Source organism: Nonomuraea sp. NPDC050022 (assembly GCF_044460705.1).
Taxonomy (GTDB): Bacteria; Actinomycetota; Actinomycetes; order Streptosporangiales; family Streptosporangiaceae; genus Nonomuraea.
Map to the genome: position 1 here is coordinate 135,610 of NZ_JBITKE010000009.1, position 20,556 is coordinate 156,165.

General features: G+C 68.4%; 21 protein-coding genes and 1 pseudogene. 19 read left to right on the forward strand and 3 right to left on the reverse strand.

The window, feature by feature from the left end; genetic code table 11:
- Nucleotides 1–30 precede the first annotated feature (30 nt).
- The 11 genes from ftsH (at nt 31) to ACIBO2_RS35910 (ending at nt 11,532) form a co-directional block, all read left to right on the forward strand.
- Nucleotides 31–1,992, forward strand: a complete 1,962-nt coding sequence (gene ftsH / locus ACIBO2_RS35860) for an ATP-dependent zinc metalloprotease FtsH (RefSeq protein WP_358555253.1) — start codon at nt 31–33, stop codon at nt 1,990–1,992.
- A 29-nt stretch (nt 1,993–2,021) separates the two neighbouring features.
- Nucleotides 2,022–2,564 carry a DUF937 domain-containing protein gene (locus tag ACIBO2_RS35865; protein ID WP_358555256.1) on the forward strand — a complete coding sequence of 181 codons (543 nt, stop codon included), beginning with the start codon at nt 2,022–2,024 and terminating at the stop codon, nt 2,562–2,564.
- Between the two features lie 16 nt (nt 2,565–2,580).
- The gene (locus ACIBO2_RS35870; RefSeq protein WP_358555258.1) at nt 2,581–3,162 is read left to right on the forward strand and encodes a nucleoside triphosphate pyrophosphatase; all 582 of its coding nucleotides are present in this window, start codon (nt 2,581–2,583) and stop codon (nt 3,160–3,162) included.
- 10 nt (nt 3,163–3,172) lie between these two features.
- Nucleotides 3,173–3,913, forward strand: coding sequence for an EI24 domain-containing protein (locus tag ACIBO2_RS35875; RefSeq protein ID WP_397302735.1), 741 nt, complete (start codon nt 3,173–3,175; stop codon nt 3,911–3,913).
- 69 nt (nt 3,914–3,982) lie between these two features.
- A complete protein-coding gene (locus tag ACIBO2_RS35880; protein WP_397302738.1) occupies nt 3,983–5,053 on the forward strand; it encodes a DUF4192 domain-containing protein in 1,071 nt (356 codons plus the stop codon).
- Nucleotides 5,054–5,201: 148 nt separating this feature from the next.
- The gene (locus tag ACIBO2_RS35885; RefSeq protein WP_397302741.1) at nt 5,202–6,401 is read left to right on the forward strand and encodes a LacI family DNA-binding transcriptional regulator; all 1,200 of its coding nucleotides are present in this window, start codon (nt 5,202–5,204) and stop codon (nt 6,399–6,401) included.
- A gap of 132 nt (nt 6,402–6,533) precedes the next feature.
- A complete protein-coding gene (locus ACIBO2_RS35890) occupies nt 6,534–7,784 on the forward strand; it encodes an extracellular solute-binding protein (protein WP_397302744.1) in 1,251 nt (416 codons plus the stop codon).
- A gap of 19 nt (nt 7,785–7,803) precedes the next feature.
- Nucleotides 7,804–8,769 carry a sugar ABC transporter permease gene (locus ACIBO2_RS35895; RefSeq protein WP_358555280.1) on the forward strand — a complete coding sequence of 322 codons (966 nt, stop codon included), beginning with the start codon at nt 7,804–7,806 and terminating at the stop codon, nt 8,767–8,769.
- A gap of 7 nt (nt 8,770–8,776) precedes the next feature.
- Nucleotides 8,777–9,601, forward strand: coding sequence for a carbohydrate ABC transporter permease (locus tag ACIBO2_RS35900; RefSeq protein WP_358555283.1), 825 nt, complete (start codon nt 8,777–8,779; stop codon nt 9,599–9,601).
- A 24-nt stretch (nt 9,602–9,625) separates the two neighbouring features.
- Nucleotides 9,626–10,405 carry a ThuA domain-containing protein gene (locus ACIBO2_RS35905; protein WP_358555286.1) on the forward strand — a complete coding sequence of 260 codons (780 nt, stop codon included), beginning with the start codon at nt 9,626–9,628 and terminating at the stop codon, nt 10,403–10,405.
- Nucleotides 10,402–11,532: a Gfo/Idh/MocA family protein gene (locus tag ACIBO2_RS35910; RefSeq protein WP_397302747.1), complete on the forward strand. Its 1,131-nt coding sequence runs from the start codon at nt 10,402–10,404 to the stop codon at nt 11,530–11,532. The genes ACIBO2_RS35905 and ACIBO2_RS35910 overlap by 4 nt, the downstream gene beginning before the upstream one ends.
- A 19-nt stretch (nt 11,533–11,551) precedes the next feature.
- On the opposite strand, the gene ACIBO2_RS35915 is transcribed toward ACIBO2_RS35910, so the two are convergent.
- Nucleotides 11,552–11,893, reverse strand: coding sequence for a hypothetical protein (locus ACIBO2_RS35915; RefSeq protein ID WP_357940043.1), 342 nt, complete (start codon nt 11,891–11,893; stop codon nt 11,552–11,554).
- A gap of 141 nt (nt 11,894–12,034) precedes the next feature.
- Between ACIBO2_RS35915 and ACIBO2_RS35920 the strand changes: the two genes are divergently transcribed.
- From ACIBO2_RS35920 to ACIBO2_RS35930, 3 genes are all read left to right on the forward strand, one after another.
- Nucleotides 12,035–12,619: a DUF1707 and DUF4870 domain-containing protein gene (locus ACIBO2_RS35920; RefSeq protein WP_358555297.1), complete on the forward strand. Its 585-nt coding sequence runs from the start codon at nt 12,035–12,037 to the stop codon at nt 12,617–12,619.
- Nucleotides 12,620–12,809: 190 nt separating this feature from the next.
- Nucleotides 12,810–13,142 carry a putative quinol monooxygenase gene (locus ACIBO2_RS35925; RefSeq protein ID WP_225288839.1) on the forward strand — a complete coding sequence of 111 codons (333 nt, stop codon included), beginning with the start codon at nt 12,810–12,812 and terminating at the stop codon, nt 13,140–13,142.
- Nucleotides 13,143–13,218: 76 nt separating this feature from the next.
- Nucleotides 13,219–13,704, forward strand: coding sequence for a MarR family winged helix-turn-helix transcriptional regulator (locus ACIBO2_RS35930; RefSeq protein WP_358557108.1), 486 nt, complete (start codon nt 13,219–13,221; stop codon nt 13,702–13,704).
- Between the two features lie 147 nt (nt 13,705–13,851).
- Here the strand turns inward: ACIBO2_RS35930 and ACIBO2_RS35935 are convergent, their stop codons facing one another.
- The gene (locus tag ACIBO2_RS35935; RefSeq protein ID WP_397302751.1) at nt 13,852–14,013 is read right to left on the reverse strand and encodes a hypothetical protein; all 162 of its coding nucleotides are present in this window, start codon (nt 14,011–14,013) and stop codon (nt 13,852–13,854) included.
- A gap of 142 nt (nt 14,014–14,155) precedes the next feature.
- Between ACIBO2_RS35935 and ACIBO2_RS35940 the strand changes: the two genes are divergently transcribed.
- The 4 genes and pseudogenes from ACIBO2_RS35940 to ACIBO2_RS35955 form a co-directional block, all read left to right on the forward strand.
- Complete coding sequence (locus ACIBO2_RS35940) at nt 14,156–14,821, forward strand: nitroreductase (protein WP_358557114.1); 666 nt, start codon at nt 14,156–14,158, stop codon at nt 14,819–14,821.
- A gap of 116 nt (nt 14,822–14,937) precedes the next feature.
- Nucleotides 14,938–15,504 (forward strand): NADPH-dependent FMN reductase, encoded by a 567-nt coding sequence (locus ACIBO2_RS35945; RefSeq protein WP_358557117.1) that lies wholly within the window; start codon nt 14,938–14,940, stop codon nt 15,502–15,504.
- Between the two features lie 271 nt (nt 15,505–15,775).
- On the forward strand, nt 15,776–16,450 hold the full coding sequence (locus ACIBO2_RS35950) for a nitroreductase (protein WP_358557120.1): 675 nt from the start codon (nt 15,776–15,778) through the stop codon (nt 16,448–16,450).
- A 195-nt stretch (nt 16,451–16,645) separates the two neighbouring features.
- Nucleotides 16,646–17,704, forward strand: a pseudogene (locus ACIBO2_RS35955) (low temperature requirement protein A); the annotation flags it as partial.
- Here the strand turns inward: ACIBO2_RS35955 and ACIBO2_RS35960 are convergent.
- Nucleotides 17,696–18,493, reverse strand: coding sequence for a sigma-70 family RNA polymerase sigma factor (locus ACIBO2_RS35960; RefSeq protein ID WP_397302756.1), 798 nt, complete (start codon nt 18,491–18,493; stop codon nt 17,696–17,698). The pseudogene ACIBO2_RS35955 and the gene ACIBO2_RS35960 sit on opposite strands and share 9 nt — an antisense overlap.
- Nucleotides 18,494–18,678: 185 nt before the next feature.
- On the opposite strand from ACIBO2_RS35960, the gene ACIBO2_RS35965 reads away from it, so the two are divergent.
- Complete coding sequence (locus ACIBO2_RS35965) at nt 18,679–20,409, forward strand: L-aspartate oxidase (RefSeq protein ID WP_397302759.1); 1,731 nt, start codon at nt 18,679–18,681, stop codon at nt 20,407–20,409.
- The last annotated feature ends 147 nt before the right edge of the window (nt 20,410–20,556 follow it).

The window sequence follows — 20,556 nt, forward strand, 5'->3', positions numbered from 1 at the left end:
TCATGTACGGCGATATGGGGGAGTGACGCCGTGGAACGCCCAGGTCAGCCGAAGGCGCCTGACAAACGCTCAGGACAGCCGCAGGCGCCTGACAGAGACAAGCCCAAGCCGCCCTGGCGCGCGGAAGGGCTGCCCGGCTCGTCCGGCGGTGGTCGCCCGAAGATCAACTGGTGGCGCTTCGTCGTCACGCTGCTCGTCGTGTACGCGGCGTTCTTCCTGGTCTCGTCCTTCTTCGACTCCGGCTCCGTCGAGACGGTGTCCTACACCGAGTTCACCAAGCAGGTGACCTCGAAGAACGTCAAGGACATCTACGCCACGGGCCTGTCGGTCGAGGGCGATCTGCGGGCCGCGGCCAAGGATCCCGACAGCGGCAACAAGTCGTACACGAAGTTCAAGACGGAGATCCCCGCCTTCGCCAACAACGACCAGCTCTACCAGCAGTTGGAGAGCTCCGGGGTCAACATCAAGGCCGACCCGATCAACGGCGGGCGCGGCTTCTTCGTCAACCTGCTGCTCTCCCTGCTCCCCGTTCTGCTGCTGGCCGGACTCTGGATCTGGGTCATGCGCCGCGGCGCCAGCATGATGGGCGGCGGCGGGCTGAGCGGCCTCGGCCGGTCCAAGGCGGCCAAGCCGGTCGAAGCGGGTCAGATGCGGGCCACGTTCGCGGACGTGGCGGGCATCGACGAGGTCGAGAACGAACTCGTCGAGGTCGTCGACTACCTGAAGGACCCCGACAAATACCGCAGGCTCGGCGCCAAGCTGCCCAAGGGCGTGCTGCTCGCCGGTCCTCCCGGCACCGGCAAGACCCTGCTGGCCCGCGCCGTGGCCGGTGAGGCGAACGTGCCGTTCTTCTCCGCCAGCGCGTCGGAGTTCATCGAGATGATCGTCGGCGTGGGCGCGTCACGGGTACGCGACCTGTTCGAGGAGGCGCGCAAGGTCGCTCCCTCGATCGTGTTCATCGACGAGATCGACGCCATCGGCCGGGCCAGGGGCGGCGCCGGCGGCATCGGCGGGCACGATGAGCGCGAGCAGACGCTCAACCAGATCCTCACCGAGATGGACGGCTTCTCCGGCGTCGAGGGCGTCATCGTCATCGGGGCCACGAACCGGCCGGAGATCCTCGACCCGGCTCTGCTGCGGCCGGGCCGGTTCGACCGCACGGTGCAGGTGGGGTTGCCCGACGCCGCCGGCCGTACCGCGATCCTGGCCGTACACAGCAGGAGCGTACCGCTCGACGGCGAGGTCAGCCTCGACCAGATCGCCAAGACCACGCCCGGCATGACCGGCGCCGACCTGGCGAACCTCGTCAACGAGGGCGCGCTCCTGGCCGCCAAGCGCGGCAAGGAGAAGGTCGGCATCGCCGACTTCGCCGACGCGCTGGAGAAGCTGCAGCTCGGCGCGGCGCGCAGCATCGTGATGCCGGAGGAGGAGCGCACCAGGACCGCCTTCCACGAGGCCGGTCACGCGCTGCTCGGCATGCTGCAGCCGGGCGCCGACCCGGTCAGGAAGATCTCGATCATCCCGCGCGGGCGGGCGCTGGGCGTCACGCTGTCCACGCCCGACACCGATCGTTACGCCTACGACGAGCAGTATCTCCGCGGGCGCATCACCGGCGCGCTCGGCGGGATGGCGGCCGAGCAGGTGGTGTTCGGCGTGATCACCACCGGCGCCGAGAACGACCTGGAGCAGGTCACCATGATCGCCCGTGGCATGGTCGGGCGCTGGGGCATGTCGGAGAAGGTCGGGCCGCTGACCATCCTGCCCAGCGACGGCCAGCCGCCGCAGGCCTCGCCCGCCATGCTCGCCACCGTCGACGAGGAGGCGCGGCGGATCGTGGACGAGTGCTACGAGCGCGCGCTGCGCGTCCTCGGCGAGAACCGCGACAAGCTCGACGCCATCGTCGCCGCCCTGCTGGAGCACGAGACGCTGGACGAGGCGAGCGCCTACGCCGCCGCCGGGCTTTCCGGGGACTTGGGCAAGCCCGTAACGTAAATTGAGGCCGCGCCGGGCAGGTCTCCGATGTGACACTCAACGACGAGCTTCTCGCAGAGCTCGGCGATGCCGGGCTGGAGGAGGTCGCCGGGCTGCTCGGCACGGACACCGCAACGGCCCGTATCGTGCTCACGACGGTGTCCGGCACCATCATCGGCGGCCTGGCGCGCAACGCCGCGCACCCTGAAGGTGCGGAGGCGCTGCGCGCCGCCCTCGACGACCATGTGGACGCCGACCCGTTCAACGGCGACGTGGCGTCGCTGTCGCGTGACGGGCAGAGCATCCTGGGGCACGTACTCGGCGGGCAGGGCACCGAGCAGGCGGCCGACGGGTTGTCACGGCTGGTGGGGGTCGACGGCCGCACGATCATGAGGTTGCTGCCGCTGATCGCGCCCATGATCATGTCGCTGCTGGCCGGGCGGGCGACTCGCGGGCGGATGGAGGCCGGGGCCGTCGCCGACGTCCTGAACCAGGAGAGCGCCACCCTCCCCGCCGAGCTGGCCGAGCTGCTCGGCGCGATCTTCGACGGGGACTCCATGGACCTACCCGGCCAGCCGAACTTCGACCGCTGAACGGTAAGCTGGTGCGGTGATCATCCTGGCTTCAGCGTCCCCTGCCCGGCTGGCCCTGCTCCGCAGCGCCGGACTCGACCCCAAGGTGATCGTCAGCGGCGTCGACGAGGAGCCATACACCGCCTACTCGCCCGCCGCGCTCGCCCTTGAGCTCGCCAAGGCCAAGGCGTCGGCGGTCGCGAGCGGGCTCGACGAGGGCCTGGTCATCGGCTGCGACTCGATCCTGGAGCTCGACGGCAGGCCGTACGGCAAGCCGGCCACGGCCGAGGAGGTCGTCGAGCGGTGGCGGATGATGCGCGGCCGGACCGGACGCCTGGTGACCGGCCACTGCGTCATCGACGTCCCCGCCGGCCGGCAGGTGGCCGAGGTGGCCAGCACCGTGATCCGCTTCGGCATGCCGTCCGACGAGGAGATAGCCGCCTACGCCGACACCGGCGAGCCGCTGGGCCTGGCCGGGGCGTTCAGCATCGAGGGGCGGGGCGGCTGGTTCGTCGAGGGCATCGAGGGCGACCACGGCAACGTGCTCGGCATCTCGCTGCCGCTGATCCGCGACCTTTTCGGCGAACTGGGCTACGCGGTGACGTCGTTCTGGCGCTAGCGTGCCGGGCATGCGATCAGTACGCGACTTCTTGGCGGGCGTCGGCTTCTTCCTTCAGGGTGTGGGCTGGGTCGCCAAGAATGGCCGGTGGTGGCTGTTCGGGTTGATCCCGGCGCTGCTGGCCTTTGTCGTGTACGTGGTGGCGTTGATCTTCCTCGGCACGAACGCGTCGGATATGGCGGAATTTCTTACGCCGTTCGCCGACATGTGGGGGTGGCGGGACCTCTTCCGTACGCTGATCGGGATCGCGCTGGTCCTCGGCGGGCTGGCGCTGGCGGTGCTGACCTTCACGGCGCTCACGCTGGCGATCGGGGAGCCGTTCTACGAGAAACTGTCCGCCACGGTGGATCCGCTGCCGGGGGCGGAGGAGCAGCCGTGGTGGCGTACCTTGCCTCGGTCTCTGCGGGACAGTCTGGTGACGCTGGGCTATGTGCTGCTTTTCACCGTGCCGCTGTTCTTCCTGGGATTCGTGCCGGTGGTCGGGCAGACGGTGGTGCCGGTGCTGGGGGCCATGGTGTCCGGGTTCTTCCTGACGGTGGAGCTGACCACGCTGGCGCTGGAACGGCGGGGGATGGGGCGTAAGGGGCGGTTCGCGCTGCTGCGGGGGAACAAGGCGGGGGCCTTGGGGTTCGGGGTGGTGGTGTTCTTGCTGTTCTTGGTGCCTTTTGTGGCGGTCGTGGCGATGCCGGCGGGGGTGGCGGGGGCGGCCCTGTTCGTCCGCGACCGCCTGGCCCCAACTCCCACCCCCTGACGTTCCGTTATCCCCAGAACGCGGTTCGGCGCATCCGGGACCCCCTCCGTCCAGGCACCCTCATGCCTCATGACGACCAACGCCTCCGAGCCCTGCCTGACCCTGACCAGCCCCACCGACGTCCTCGCAGCGGTGCCCTACCTCGTGGGGTTCCACCCGGTCGACAGCCTCATCGTGCTCGGTCTCGCCCGGGGCCAGGCCAAGCTGGCGACCCGCTGGCCACTACCGTTTCCGCCGGGCACGCTGGAGCCTTTGTCGGCGCTGTTCCATCGTGAGGCCATCACCCACATCATCCTGATCGGCTACGGCACTGGAGACCGGGTCACCCCCGCCGTGGACGAGGCCCGTCGACTGGCCGCCCGGGTAGGTGTCGGCGTGGACGAGGCCCTGAGAGCCGAGGGCGGCCGCTACTGGTCGTACGTGTGCGACGTGCCCCAGTGCTGCCCTCCCGAAGGCACTCCGTACGACACCTCGACCAGCCAGATCGCCGCCGAGGCCACCGTGCACGGCCTGGTGGCCCTGCCCGACCGCCAGAGCCTGGAACGCACCATCGCCCCGCTCACCGGCCCCGTCCGGGTGTCGATGCGCCGCGCCACGGCGGAGGTCGTCGCCGAGTTCCGAGCCCGGCTGATGGAGGCGACGGACGTGAACGCGTTCGCCCAGCAGTTCGTCACCCGGGGCCTGGTAAGAGTCCGCGCCGCCCTGGCCACCCACGCCGCCGGTGGCCGCCTGGACGACGCCGAAGCGGCCAGACTGGGCCTCGACCTGGCGGTGATCAGAGTCCGCGACGAAGCCTGGACCCTCGCCGGCGACACCCACGCCGCCCTCTGGAAAGACCTCACCCGCCGCCTGGAGCCACGCTTCACCCCACCGGCCGCGTCCCTGCTGGCCATGGCCTCCTGGCGCACGGGCGACAGCGTCCTGGCCACCATCGCCCTCGAACGCGCCCTGACCACCGACCCGAGCTACTCGATGGCCAACCTGCTCATGCACGCCCTGCAACAGCTCCTGTCCCCGACCACCCTGCTCGACCGCCTCCCCACCCCGTCCGAACTGGACACCGCGATGGGTCCCGTCCACGCGGGCTGGCTGCTCCCGCTGATCAACCTCCTGGACGAAGACCAGGAAACAGCCGCCTGACCCAACCCCCAGCCGCACGTCCAACCGCCCGGACCAGCAGCCGCCTGACCCAACCCACCCCCGCCCACAGCAGCGATGCCCGCGGCGCGACCGGCACTTCGTCGATTCGGGCCATATGCCGTCCCGTCGCCACGATTCCCCGCTCACCATGACGACACGCTCGGATCGCGCGAAATGTTGCAGGGAGATGTCTTGCGGCTCGGACGATCGCCGTCGTAGCCTGTCGGCACTTGCCATTGATACGCATCGACGATTTCCCCAGGGAGGTGTCATGGCGGCGTTCACCAGCAAGGACGTCGCGCGTATCGCCGGTGTTTCGCAGAGCACCGTGTCCTATGTGATGACCGGCAAGCGACCCATCTCCGAGCGCACGCGGCAGCGGGTCCTTGACGCGATGGCACAGCTCACCTACGAGCCGCACTCCGGCGCCCGGGCTCTCGCGGAGCGCCGCACCCGGGTGGTCGGTCTGGTGGTGCGCTTCGGGGCCGGGGGCGATGCCTTCGGGTTGCTGCCGTTCATCGAGACCATCGCCAGCTCGGCCCGCGCCCACGATCACGAGGTTCTGCTCGTGACCGCGGACGAGGGCTCCGCGGGTCTGCGGCGCCTCGCCGGACGGGCCCTGTGCGACGCGATCATCATGATGGACATCGAGGAGCAGGACGAGCGGGTCCCGGTGGCCGCCGCGCTGTCCGTTCCGGTGGTGCTCATCGGTGTGCCGGCCGACCCGGCCGGGCTGCACTGCGTCGACCTCGATTTCGAGGCGGCGGCCCGGATGGCCGTCGAGGAGCTGGCCGACACCGGCCACGACGAGATCGTCATTGTGGGCTACCCGGCTGCGGCGATGGAGCGTGGCCTGAACTACGTCGGCCGCTTTCTGCGATCGGTGCGGCGGCAGGCGCGGGTGCGCGGCCTTCCGTTGACGGTGATCGAACCGGTCGACCATGGGCAGGAGGCCGCCGCGGCCGATCAGCTCCTCACCCGGCGGACCGGCGGGCGTCTCGGAGCAGTGGTGCCGCACAGCGACGACGCCCGGCGGACTGGCGGGCGTCTTGGAGTGGTGGTGCCGCACAGCGACGCGATCATGCCGCTGCTGAACGCGCTGCGGAAGAAGGACGTCGTGCCGGGCCGTGACATCTCCCTCATCGGACTCAGTTCCGACCGTTGGGCCGAACAGTCCGATCCGCCATACACGAATATCTCCGTGGAACCGCGCGACGTCTCCCGGCGCGCGATGGAGACGCTGTTCTGGTTACTCGATCCGAGTTCCGGGGTGGAACGTCCCGCAATCGACCTGGTCGCGCCACGACTCACCCGTCGGACGACCGTGATGTCTACTCCCTCCAACTGATCACCGACGGCCTCGGTCAGGGGCCCCGATAAGCATCGTCGATGCGTATCGACGGACGCTCGTACCGCCGCAGTCGATGCGTATCGACTGCTTGATTCACCCCGGAACCCTCCGTATCCGAAAGGACACGACATGATCCGCTCCCCCCGTTCCCCCCGCTCCCGCCGCGCCCAGGCCGCGCTCGCCTCGATGCTCACCCTGCCTCTCGCCCTCACCGCCTGCGGCGGCGGCTCGAACGGCGGTGGCTCGAACAGCGGCGGCGACTCCTCGACCCTGCGGGTGCTCGACTACTACAACAACGAGCCGAGCAAGACGGTCTGGCAGAAGGCCATCGACGCCTGCGGCAAGCAGGCAGGTGTCACCATCCAGCGCGAGGCGGTGCCCGGCGCGACTCTGATCCAGAAGGTGCTCCAGCAGGCGTCCTCGCGGACCCTTCCGGACGTCCTGATGCTGGACAACCCCGATCTGCAGCAGATCGCCCAGACCGGCGCCCTCACTCCGCTGAACGACCTCGGGCTCAAGGCCGACGGGTACGTGGAGGGCGTGGTCAGCGCCTCTACGTACAAGGACAAGCTCTATGGCCTGCAGCCGATCACCAACACCATCGGGCTGTTCTACAACAAGGACCTGCTCGACAAGGCGGGCGTGAAGCCGCCGACGACCTGGGCGGAGCTGAAGACGGCGGCCAAGAAGCTGACCTCCGGCGGCACGTACGGGCTGGCGTTCTCGGCACCGGCGAACTATGAGGGCACCTGGCAGTTCCTGCCGTTCATGTGGTCCAACGGCGGCGACGAGAAGAACATCGCGACGCCGGAGACCGCGCAGGCCGTGCAGTTGTGGGTCGACCTGATGAACGACGGCTCGGTGTCGAAGTCCGCTCTCAACTGGACCCAGGCGGACGTCAACGACCAGTTCCGGGCGGGCAAGGCCGCGATGGCGATCAACGGGCCCTGGCAGTTCCCCGCGTTGGCCGAGGGCAAGAGCGTCAACTACGCGGTGGCGCCGATCCCGGCACCGGTCGCCGGCAAACCGATCGTCGCGCCGCTCGGCGGTGAGACGTGGGCCGTGCCGCAGACCGGGAACAAGGACAAGCAGGCCAAGGCCGCCAAGGTCGTCGCCTGTCTCAACTCCGACGACAACCAGCTCAGCCTCGCCAAGGACACCCAGACCATCCCCACCAAGAAGGCGCTGCTGGAGAAGTTCAGCTCCAGCAACCCGAACATGGCCGGTTTCGTGGACCAGATCCCGACCGCGCGGGCCCGCACCGGTGAACTCGGCGCGGACTGGCCGAAGGCGGCCACGAAGATCTACACCGCGTTCCAGTCCGCGTTGACCGGCCAGGCCGCACCGGCCAAGGCCCTGGAAACGGCTCAGAATGGTTGAGCACCCACAACCGTCCACCATGGTGCGTCAGACAGATCCACCACCGCCGGCCATCGTGGCGGACGACGGAATCGATGCCCGGCCCCCCTTCTGGCACTCGCTCCACTTCCAGAATCGTGCCGCGCAGGTGCTGTTCCTGGCCCCGGCCGTGATCTACATGGTGGCGTTCTTCGGCTACCCGATCGTCAAGAACTTCTTGATGGCCTTCCAGGAGTACTCGACGAGCACCTTCTACACCGGCGAGGCGCCGTGGGTCGGGTTCGCCAACTACGCCGCGGTGGTGTCCTCCCCGGTGTTCGGCAAGGCCATGCTGAACACCGTCCTGTTCACCGCCGGCTCGATCGCCGCGCAGTTCGTCATCGGTCTGGCGCTGGCGATGTTCTTCCGGCGCCGCTTCCCGCTCAACGGTGTGCTCCGGTCGTTGATCCTGCTGCCGTGGCTGATCCCGCTGATCGCCTCCGGCGCGGTCTGGCGGTGGATCCTCGACAAGGACAACGGCGCGCTCAACCGGTTCCTGGACGCCATTGGGGTGGCGAGCGACCACCCCGGCTGGCTGACCAGCACCTCGCTGGCCCTGGTGGCGGTGATGCTGGTGAACATCTGGATCGGCATCCCGTTCAACCTGACCATTCTCTACGGCGGGCTCCAGGACATCCCGGAGGACCTGTACGAGGCGGCCGCGCTGGACGGGGCGGGCGGCTGGCAGCGGTTCCGGTATGTGACCTGGCCGTTGCTGCGCCCGGTGGTGAGCGTCGTGCTGGTGCTCGGCGTGGTCTACACGATCAAGGTGCTGGACGTGATCCTGGCGCTGACCGGCGGCGGGCCGGCCAACGCCAGCCAGACCATCGCGACGCAGTCGTACCACCTGTCGTTCCAGCAGTTCGACTTCGGGCAGGGTGCCGCGCTCGGCAACATCCTGATCGCGATCTCCCTGGTGTTCGCCATCTTCTACCTGCGCGCCAACCGGCGTGCCGCGGACGAGTGAGGCCGTCATGACCATCACCACAAGGCGCACCCGGGCCGGCTGGGGCAGCACCGCCGCCGGGATCGTCATCCTCGCCGTTCTGCTGTTCCCGATCTATTGGATGGTCAACGTCTCGCTGCAGCCGGGCGGCTCGGCGGTCGGCACCCCGTGGCTGCCGCTCGACTTCAGCTTCGACGGCTACGCCACCGCGCTCGGTCAGCAGGGCCGCAACCTGGTCACGAGCCTGGTCGTCGCCCTCGGCTCGGTCGTGTTCAGCCTGCTGATCGCGATGCCGGCGGCCTACGCCCTGGCGCAGTTCAAGATCCGCTTCGTGGGCGCGTTCCTCTTCGGGATCCTGATCTCGCAGATGATCCCGGGGATCGTCATCGCGAACGCGCTCTACACCGCCTACAACGACCTGGGACTGCTCAACTCGATCCCGGGCCTGATCCTCGCCGACTCGACCGCGGGCATCCCGTTCGCGATCCTGATCGTCCGCGCGTTCATGATCAACATCCCGCGGGCGGTCCTGGAGGCCGGCCGGGTCGACGGGGCTGGTCACGTCCGGACGTTCGTCTCCATCGTGCTGCCGATGAGCCGCAACGCGCTCATCACCGCGGCCCTGTTCACCTTCCTCTTCTCCTGGGCGGACTTCCTGTTCGCCCTCACCCTCACCACGACCGAGGACGTGCGCCCGGTGACGCTCGGGCTCTACACCTACATCGGGACATACGTGAACGACTGGAGCTCGGTCATGGCCACCGCCGTGCTCGCCTCCATCCCGGCCATCGTCCTGCTCGTCGTCGCCCAGCGCTACGTCGCCGCGGGCACGACGGCGGGCGCGGTCAAGTAAATCCCCCAGCAGAAAAGGTTCGACATGACAAACGGAACTGCCGGCCCGCTGCGTGTGACGGTGTGGGGCGAGAACCGTCACGAGCAGATCGAGGAGCACGTGGCGAAGATCTATCCGAAGGGCATGCACACGACGATCGCGGAGGGCATCCAGGAGAACCTCGCCGACGGCTGCGTCATCCGTACCGCCACCCTGGACGAGCCGGAGCACGGGCTGACCGAGGAGGTGCTGGCCGACACCGACGTGCTCACCTGGTGGGGTCACGCGGCGCACGACGAGGTGGCCGACGAGGTCGTCGAGCGCGTCCACCGGCATGTGCTGTCCGGGATGGGGCTCGTCGTGCTGCACTCCGGGCACTGGTCGAAGATCTTCACCAAGCTCATGGGTACGAGCTGTACCCTGCGCTGGCGCGACGAGCACGACCGTGAGCTCATCTGGACGGTCGACCCCACGCACCCCATCGCCAAGGGCGTGCCGCACCCGCTGATCATCGAAGAGGATGAGATGTACGGGGAGTTCTTCGACATCCCGGCACCGGACGAGCTCGTGTTCGTCAGCTCGTTCAGCGGCGGGGAGGTCTTCCGCAGCGGCTGCACCTTCCGCCGCGGCCACGGCAAGATCTTCTACTTCCGGCCGGGGGACCAGGCGTACCCCACCTACCATCACAAGGACGTGCGCCGGGTCATCGCGAACGGCGTCGCCTGGGCCCGCACCGACCGGCCGGAACGGAGCCATCCCGTGCTCCTGCGGTACGCGACCGAGGAGTTCTTCCAGGGCCAGGGCTACACGGGACCGCTGCAGTGAGCTTCCGGACGATCCCCTCCAGCCCGGCGGACCCGCTCCGCGTGGTCATCGTCGGCGCCGGCGGCATGGGCCGGGCCTGGCTGTCCACGGTCACCGACTCGCCCGAGGTGCTGCTCACCGGCATCGCCGACCTGAACGTGGCGCTGGCCCGGGAGGTCGCCGACTCGGCCGGCCTGCCGGACCTCCCGGTCGGCGCCGACGCCGTCGCCCTCGCCCGGCAGACCGGCGCCCAGGCGCTGATCAACGTGACCATTCCCGAGGCGCACCACCCGGTGACCACCGAGGCGTTGTTCGCCGGTCTGCCGGTGCTCGGTGAGAAACCGGTCGCGGAGAACGTGAGCCGGGCGCTGTCCATGGCCGCCGCGGCCGAGGTCACCGGCGAACTGTTCATGGTCAGCCAGTCCCGCCGCTGGAACCCGCAGCTCGCCGCGCTGCGGGGGATGACCGCGCGGCTCGGCGCGATCGGGACGGTGAGCACGGCGTTCTTCCGGTCTGAGCGGTTCGGCGGGTTTCGCGATCTGATGGCGTACCCGCTGCTCATCGACATGGCGATCCACGCTTTCGACTCGGCGCGTTTCCTGCTCCGGGCCGAGCCGGTGACGGCGTACTGCCAGTCGTACAACCCGCCATGGAGCTGGTTCGCGGGGGACGCCAACGCGACCGTGGTGTTCGAGATGGACGGCGGGACCCGGTACGTCTACAACGGCAGCTGGTGCAGTCCCGGCGACATCACCTCGTGGAACGGGAGCTGGCGGGTCAGCGGTGAGAAGGGCACCGCGCTCTGGGACGGCGACCACGACCCGGTCCTCGACGCCGAGGTGGCCGCCGGTGAACCGGCCGGCCCGCCGTACTCCGGGATCGCCGGCGCCTTGCAGGTGTTCACGCGGGCGCTCCGGACCGGGGAGCCGCCGTCCGGCGAGGTGCACGAGAACGTGATGAGCCTGGCGATGGTGGAGGCGGCGGTGCGGTCGGCGACGAGCGGCCGGATCGAGCGCCTGGACGACGTGCTCGAACGGGCCCACGCGCAGGCGCTGCGGGAGGAGACCCGGACGGACGTACGGGACGCTCTCGCCGGATGGTCCTCGGTGCGTGAGGTGCTGGCCGGCGCCGAGCGGGTGGAGACGTGAGGACGGGGGGCTGTGACGGCTACTGGTTCTCCTCGCGACGTCGCCGTTCGTTGTACGCGCGCATCCGGGGTGGGTAGCCCATGATCTGAACGTCGTACACCGGCAGAGCCAGGTCGCGGGCGACCTTGTGGATCACGGCGGGGGAGCCGACCCGGCGGCGGGTCCACTCGCCGTCGTCGGCCACGGCGACGGCCGTGGTGTCGGTCGCGAAGGTTTCGGGTTCGACGAAGAACTCGACGCCTCGCCGCGATTTGGCGAAGGCGATGAGAGCCTCGATATCGGCGTCAGTGGCTTCCCGGTCGAACTTCGCGATTTTGGAACCGCGCAGCCGCCGAATGCCGTAGCGGTCTCGCCATCTCATGAGTCCTTTTTATACCGCCAAACGGTCACGCGCGTCGGGGTGATCTAGGGGACACATCGGGGATTCTCCCGATGGCCATGATGACGTGCGGTGGTCAGTATGGAGGGAGACCGCACGAATCTAAGGAGAGGCATGGCTGTTATGGCTGGGGTACCCACACACCGGGGCCCGGGACAGGTGCCGCCGGCTCACCTGCGCGTCACCAACCAGGACCGTGAGCACGTGGTCGAGCACGTTCAGGCGGCTTACGCGGAGGGGCGTTTCGACAAGCTCGAGTTCGACGACCGGCTGGAGCGCGCGATGACCGCGCGTACGCACGGTGATCTGATGCCCATCATGGCGGAGCTGTACGGCACGAGTGCCATCCCCAGGATTCGCCCCATGTCCGCGCCGGTTCGGCCCGAGGCGGCGCCGGAGAGCAACGAACGGCTCGGGGCTTCGGCGGCTCATCTGCTGACGCTGGTGGGGTTCCCGGTCATCGGGCCGTTGATCCTGCTGCTGACGGGCGGCAAGACCTCGCCCTACATTCGGCGGCACGCGTTGGAGGCCCTGAACTTCCAGCTCACGGTGGTGGGGGCGACGTTCCTGCTGCCGTTCACCATCATCGGGGTCGTGCTTCTTCCCTTCATTTGGGTGGCGGCGGTCGTGCTGTCCATTGCCGGTGGCATTTCGGCGCTCTCGGAGAACCCGTTCCGCTATCCGATGACGGTTCGTCTGGTGAAGTAGGTCAGGCTCCTGAGCGGGTCGTCGCTTGAGGCTCGTGCCGCCGGCTGGCGTCAATGCGTGCGTTGACGCCAGCCGACTGTACGAGCCTTCGCGCATGTGCCTGCCGGAGACCACTGGTGGGTACGTCGATTCGGCGAGGCGCTGACGCTAATCTCGACCTGTACGCAGCTCACCTAAGGAAATGGCCTCCATGATCTTCATTACCGCGAAGTTCCGCGTCCTGCCTGAGCACGCCGACCGGTTCACTGAGATCGTCGGCGACTTCACCCAGGCGACCCGCGACGAGCCTGGCTGCCTGTGGTTCGACTGGTCGCGCAGTGTGGCGGATCCGACCGAGTATGTGCTGGTCGAGGCGTTTCGCGATGACGAGGCCGGGGCGGCGCACGTCCAGTCCGAGCATTTCAAGCAGGCGCAGCGGACCCTGCCGCCGTACCTCGCCGAGACGCCGCGCATCGTGAACGCGACCGTTCCTCAGGACGACTGGTCTCTACTCGGTGAGATGGCCGTACCCGGACGGGACTGAGCGCCCACACCGTCGGCAGGTGATTAATTTCATTTGTTACGGTATCGAATGAAAAGATGGCCGATAACATAGCCTCATGAGCGCCGATGTTCCCCGTAGGGCCACCGCCTCGCGTGCGACCGACCGCCCCGGGGATGCCTCGCCTTTCGCTCTGGGATTGCTGCTGCGTCAGGCGCACTGGCGCGCGGCCACGGTCATGTCAGAGGCGCTCCGGCCGCTCGGCATCGAGTTGCGGCACTTCGCCGTGCTGATCGTGCTGGTCGACCGCGGACCCACGGTGCAGCGGGACCTGGCGGCGGCGACGGGGACGGACAAGGCGGGGATCATGCGGGTCGTGGACGACCTGGAGCGTAAGGGGCTGGCCGTACGCAAGAGCGTTCCGGGGGACCGGCGGGTGCGGGCCGTGGAGATCACTCCTCAGGGCGTCGAGCTTTTCGACGCGGCCCACGTGGCGGCGGAGCCGCTGGCTGAGCATCTGGTCGCCGACCTGGGGTCTGACGAGTCCGAGCAGCTGAGGGAGCTGCTGACCCGGTTCGCCTATCCCGCGGGCGGCGAGGCGTAAGCGCGCCGTGCGACAAGTCATGACAAATCCCGCTTGGGTGACCTGATCGCGCGGTCCGCCATTTGGCGGATCTCGATCTCGTGCCGCGGCTCCAGGGGCAAGACTTCAGGGGCAAGACTTCAGGGACAAGGCTTCAGGGACAAGGCTTCAGGAAGCAAGTGGCTCCAGGGGCAAGACGAACGACTTGAGCGCCTGGGTCCGTGACAGCCGTGTGCCCTTCGCGGTGCCGCGCACCGCCTTCCCGAAGTAGGCATAGGCGTCGGTCGGCTCCATCTCCCACAACGGCCGACCGAACCAGGGTCTGTCCACGACGTTGTTGTGGGTGGCCGCGGCTTGTGCAGGCGCGGTTTCCCGGATGCGACCCCAGCTTTGACCTGTGTCGGACGCGTTTGTCATCGAATAGTATTGAATGATACCGTCGCGAACGTAACAAAGATGGGAGGTGGGGATCTTGGACGTCTATGAGGCGGTCACGAGTCGACGGGCGGTGCGGGGGTTCACCGATCGGCCTGTTCCTCGGGAGGTGCTGGAGCGGGTGCTGTCGGCGGCGGCTTGGGCCCCCTCCGCGTCGAATCTTCAGCCGTGGCGGGCCTACGTGGTGACGGGTGGGCCGTTGGCCGAGCTGAAGAAGCGTGCGGGTGAGCGGGTGGCCACGGGTGATCCCTGGGATGAGCGCGAGTACGAGACGTATCCGCCCGCGCTGAAGTCTCCCTACTATGAGCGCCGATCCGCCTTCGGGGCGGAGCGTTACGGCGCTCTTGGTATTTCGCGGGATGACTGGGAGGCGCGGCAGAGGACCGCTGCCGACAACTGGCAGTGTTTCGGTGCTCCCGCGGCCCTGTTCTGCTACATCGACCGTGACCTGGGCCGGCCTCAGTGGGCCGATCTCGGCATGTTCTTGCAGACGGTCATGCTGCTGTTGCGTGCCGAGGGCCTGAGCAGTTGCCCGCAGATGGCGTGGTCGATGTATCGCAAGACCGTCGCTGAGGTCGTGTCGCCCCCGGAGGGGCTCATTCTCTTCTGCGGCATGTCGATCGGGTTCGAGGACGTCACGGTCGATTACATCCGTACAGGCCGGGCGCCGCTCGACGAGACGGTCATGTTCGTCGACGGTTAGTCCGCCGAAGCAGGATCACGAACGCCGTTCTTCATCGCCTCTTCCAGGGCCGACTTCATCACCGGCCAGACCGTCGATGTCGACGGCGGCACGTTAATAGATCGAGAGGAAACGCAATGACCTACACCGTGGGCTACATCGTCGGGAGCCTGTCCCAGAAGTCGATCAACAGGAAGCTCGCTGTGGCCTTGAGCCGTCTCGCGCCGCCGGAACTCCGCCTCACGGAGATCCCCATCGGCGAGTTGCCCCTGTACAGCCACGACCACGACCCGAACTACCCCGCCGTGGCCCTGGAGTTCAAGGACGCGATCAAGGCCTGCGACGCCCTCCTGTTCGTCACCCCCGAGTACAACCGGTCCATCCCCGGCGCGCTGAAGAACGCCATCGACTGGGCGACCAGGCCCTATGGATCCAACGTGCTGAACGGCAAACCGTCCGCGATCATCGGAACCTCACCCGGCCCGATCTCCACCGCGGTCGCACAGCAGCACCTCAAGACCATCCTGTCCTTCACCAACTCCCCGGTGCTGGGGCAGCCCGAGGCCTACATCCACTTCAGCAAGGAACTGATCGACGACAAGGGCGACATCCAGGTGCCGGCCACCGCCGAATTTCTGACCGGATACATGCGGGCCTTCGCGGCGCACATCCGACGCCACCACCACGACATCGCGGACCTGTAGACCACGCTGACAGTTAGGGACATCGCCACCGCCCGCCCCGGCACCCCGCACGTCCACCAGGCCGCGATCGGCGGAGCGAGCTTCATCCTGCGCTTGCCGCTGAGCACCCCCGTCGAGCGGCCCGGCCCACAGCGGCCGACCGCGCGGCGGATCCCCTGGGGGATCGAGCCTGGAAACGATCACCGTCGCGGGGCGTTATGCCTGACCGCTAGTTGTCACATTTTTCGCTCCTCTACTGTCAATTGTGTAGACACGTTGGGCGGGAACGGAGATGGCGATCTTGGATGTCTATGAGGCGGTCACGAGTAGGCGGGCGGTGCGGGGGTTCACCGATCGGCCTGTTCCTCGGGAGGTGCTGGAGCGGGTGCTGTCGGCGGCGGCTTGGGCGCCGTCCGGGTCGAATCTGCAGCCGTGGCGGGCCTACGTGGTGACGGGTGGGCCGTTGGCCGAGCTGAAGAAGCGTGCGGGTGAGCGGGTGGCGGCGGGTGATGCTTGGGATGAGCGGGAGTACGAGATGTATCCGCCCGCGCTGAAGTCTCCGTACTATGAGCGCCGCTCGGCTTTTGGGGAGGAGCGGTACGGCGCGCTCGGTATTCCACGGGGGGATTGGGAGGCGCGGCAGAGGGCCGCCGCCGGCAACTGGCAGGCGTTCGGTGCGCCGGCCGCGTTGTTCTGCTACATCGACCGTGACATGGGCCGGCCTCAGTGGGCCGATCTCGGCATGTTCTTGCAGACCGTCATGCTGCTGTTGCGTGCCGAGGGGTTGAACAGTTGTCCGCAGATGGCGTGGTCGGTGTTCCGCAAGACCGTCGCTGAGGTCGTGTCGCCTCCGGAGGGGCTCATTCTCTTCTGCGGCATGTCGATCGGGTTCGAGGACGTCACGGTGGATTACATCCGTACAGGCCGGGCGCCGCTGGACGAGACGGTCACGTTCGTCGACGGGTAGTACGGCGATCGCATTCGGCGTGACGGGGTGTCTCCGTCCTAACGTCATCGCAAGGAGTGGATTCCCGGATAGTTCAGAGCCGGTTGTCACAGATCGGACCGCTGCCCTGTCTTTTCCGACGTACCAGGACGTCGTGCGGCTAACAGGAGCGAGACCTTGCCACCACCCGGCAGCATCATCCGAGTCCGAGTCCGGATGAGCGCTCGTCCCATCGACGAGCCGCACCGCACTTCGAGCCAGCTTGAGCTGCTGTTCGACCTCACCTTCGTGATCGCGGTCGCCAGTGTCACCGCTCAGCTCGCGCACGGCATCGCCGCCGGTCACGGTCTCGCCGGGTTGGCCCCGTTCCTCCAGGTGTTCTTCGCGATCTGGTGGGCGTGGATGAACTTCACCTGGTTCGCCTCGTCCTACGACACCGACGATGTCGCCTACCGGCTGCTGACCATGGTGCAGATGGCCGGCGTGCTGACCCTCGCCGCCGGTGTGCCCGCCGCGGCCGGTCACTCCGACTACGGGATCGTCACCCTCGGCTACGTCATCATGAGGATCGGGCTCGTCGGCCAATGGCTGCGGGCCGGTCTCGAGGACCGGGCGCGCCGCCGCACCGCGCTGCGCTACGCCGCCGCCATCAGTCTCGTGACACTGGGCTGGGCGCTTCGCTTCCTGATCGCGGAGACGGGAGCCTTCCCCTGGTTCTTCGGGCTGCTGTCCTTCGTTCTCCTGGATGTCGTGGAACTCTCGGTGCCCCTATGGGCGGAACGGGCCAGAGCCACCAACTGGCACCCGCACCACATCGCTGAGCGCTACGGCCTGTTCACGATCATCCTGCTCGGTGAGAGCGTCCTGGCCGCGAGCCGGGGAGTCGAAGGGGCGCTGGCGACGGGCGAGGTCAGGGCGCCCTTGGTCGTCATCGCCGGGTGCGGCCTCGTTCTGCTGTTCGCTCTTTGGTGGCTCTACTTCCTCGTGGAAGCCGGGGACGGGCTCAGTGACCGCCGTCATCGGTCGTACCTGTGGGGGTACGGCCATTACGGTATCTTCGCGGCCCTGGCGGCACTCGGCGCCGGGCTCGAAGTGGCGGTCGAGCAGAGCGGGCGCGGCGTCGCGGCGTCGCCGCCGGCCCTCGGCTACGCGGTCGCCATCCCCGCCGCTGTGTATCTCGCCGCGTTGTGGGCGGTCCACGCGCTTGTCACCACCGAGCCCGTCATCCATCCCGCGGCGGTCCTGGGTTGTGTCGCCCTCATCTTGTCACTGCCGCTCGCGACACCGAGGATCGGCGTGGCCGCTGTGGTCGCGGCCATCGCGGCCGGGTGCGTGCTGCTGGTCGCCGTCACGATCATGGCCGCGGCCGTCGGGGCCCGCGCCGGAGCGCGTCGCCAGGGCCCGCTGCCTTCCAGCTCTGGCGACTCGTGAAGCAGACCCCCCGTTCGTGCTCGACCAGGCCGCGGTGAGGAGCGCTTCCAGCGCGGTCAGGTCGCCGGAGCGGGCGGCGGTGAGGAAGGCGGTCAGCAGTCCGCGTTGTTCGGCCCTGGCCACGGGGGTGCGGCGTTCGACGAGCAGGTGTTTGCGGGCCCTGCTGACCAGTTGGCGTACGGCCGGCTCGGTGAGCCGGACGATGTCGGCGATCTGCCGGTAGGGGTAGTCGAAGGCCTCGCGCAGCACGTAGGCCGCCCGTTCGGTGGGCGTGAGCCGCTCCAGGAGCAGCAGCACCGCGGACTCCAGGACCTCACCGCGCTCGGCGCCGAGGTACGGGTCCGCGCTGGTGTCGACGGGTTCGGGCAGCCATGGGCCGGCGCAGGTCTCGCGGCGCATGCGTACGGACTGGGCGGCGTTGATCGCCAGCCGCATCGTCACCGTCGCCAGGAACCCGCCCGGGCTGCCCACCGTGGCGCGATCGTAGGCCTGCCAGCGCAGCCAGACGTCCTGCACCAGGTCCTCGGCTTCGGTCGCGCCCAGCATCCGGTACGCGATCCCGAACAGGCGCGGCCGCACACTGACGAACACCGCCGCCGCCTGTTCGAGATCTCCAGGATCAGCCACTGCCATCGCCCCCGCTCCGGCATCCCTTTTGTCAGCTAATGAGCGTTTTGGGATATTTCTGGCATATTACCTGCCGCCTATCTCCGGGGACAGGCCAGTGACGAGGAAGCACCTCGATGGATGTCACAAATCACGCCGCTACCCGGTCTTGCTCCCGTAACGGCTTTCATCCATGCGGCCAAAGGAGCACCATGCACGTGCCGGAGAAGCGGATCGCCACGTCCGTCCTGGTCATCGGGACAGGAGGGGCCGGCCTGCGGGCCGCCATCGAACTCGCCGAGCGCGGGGTCGGCGTCCTCGCGGTGGGCAAACGGCCGAAGGCGGACGCGCACACCTCGCTCGCGGCGGGCGGCATCAACGCGGCGCTGGCCACGATGGACCCCGAGGACACCTGGCAGCAGCACGCGGCGGACACCCTCAAAGAGAGCTATCTCCTGGCCAACCCGGAGACGGTGAAAATCGTCACCGAGGGGGCGGCACGCGGCATCGAGGACCTCCAGCATTACGGCATGCCGTTCGCCCGCGAGCAGGACGGGCGAATCTCGCAGCGCTTCTTCGGCGCCCACACCTACCGGCGCACCGCCTACGCCGGCGACTACACCGGACTCGAGATCCAGCGCACCTTGATCAACCGTGCGGCGCAGCTCGACGTCCCCATCCTCGACACGGTGTACATCACCCGCCTTCTCGTCCGCGACAACGCGGTCTTCGGCGCGTACGGGTTCGACCTCACCGATGGCAGCCGTTACGTCATCCATGCCGACGCGGTGATCCTGGCCGCCGGCGGCCACACCCGGATCTGGCGGCGCACCTCCTCCCGGAGGGACGAGAACACCGGCGACTCCTTCCGCCTCGCCGTCCTGGCCGGCTGCCGCATCCGCGACCCCGAGCTGGTGCAGTTCCACCCATCCGGTCTCATCGCCCCCGAGAACGCGGCCGGCACCCTCGTCTCCGAAGCGGCCCGGGGCGAGGGCGGAATCCTGCGCAACCAGCTCGGTGAGCGGTTCATGTCCAAGTACGACCCGGAGCGGATGGAGTTGTCCACGCGCGACCGCGTCGCCCTGGCCGCGTACACAGAGATCAAGGAAGGCCGCGGGACCCCGAACGGCGGCGTTTGGCTGGATGTGTCGCATCTGCCACGCGAGACGATCATGACGCGGTTGCCGCGCGTCTATCAGACGCTTCTGGAGCTGCAGATGCTCGACATCACCAAGCAGCCGATCGAGATCGCGCCGACCGCGCACTACTCGATGGGCGGGGTCTGGGTACGACCCGAAGACCACGGAACGGGAGTCGACGGCCTGTACGCGATCGGGGAGGCGGCCAGCGGCCTGCACGGCGCCAACCGCCTCGGCGGCAACTCCCTCATCGAGCTCCTCGTCTTCGGCCGCATCGTCGGACAGGAGGCGGCCGAGTATTCAGCGGGCCTCGACGCCCAGCGCCGCTCGGCCGAGGCGCTCGACGCGGCACGGGCGGAGGTGGACGAACTCCTCGCCGCTGACGGCCCCGAGAACGTACGCGCGCTGCAGCGAGCCCTCCGCGACATCATGACGGAGCATGCCGGCGTGGTGCGCGACGAGGGCGGCTTGCGGAAGGGCCTCGCCGAACTCGCCGCGGTGGAGGCGCGCATCGCCGACGTCGGCGTACATCCGGACATCGCCGGCTTCCAGGACCTGGCCCACGCCTTCGACCTGAAGTCCGCCGCGCTCGCCGCCCGCGCGACGGTCGAGACCGCGCTTGAGCGTCGCGAGACCCGCGGCTGCCACAACCGCTCCGACTACCCAGAGCTCGACCCCTCGCTGCAGGTCAACCTGGTGTGGTCCGGTCCCGGATCGGTGGAGCGGGAGGCCATCCCGCCGATTCCCGCCGAGATCGCCGCGCTCATGCGCGAGGTCTCCAGCGTCGGAAAGCTCGTGGAGTAGTGACGTACGGACGGCGTCACCCGCGGCCCCGCTCGCCCTTGGCCGCCTCCAGGCGGCGCAGAGAAAGAAATTTCGCCGGAGCTGTCACAAGGCCGGAGGCTGCCCTGTCTTAGCTGGCGGACCGGTTGGCACATGGGTGCCCCGGCG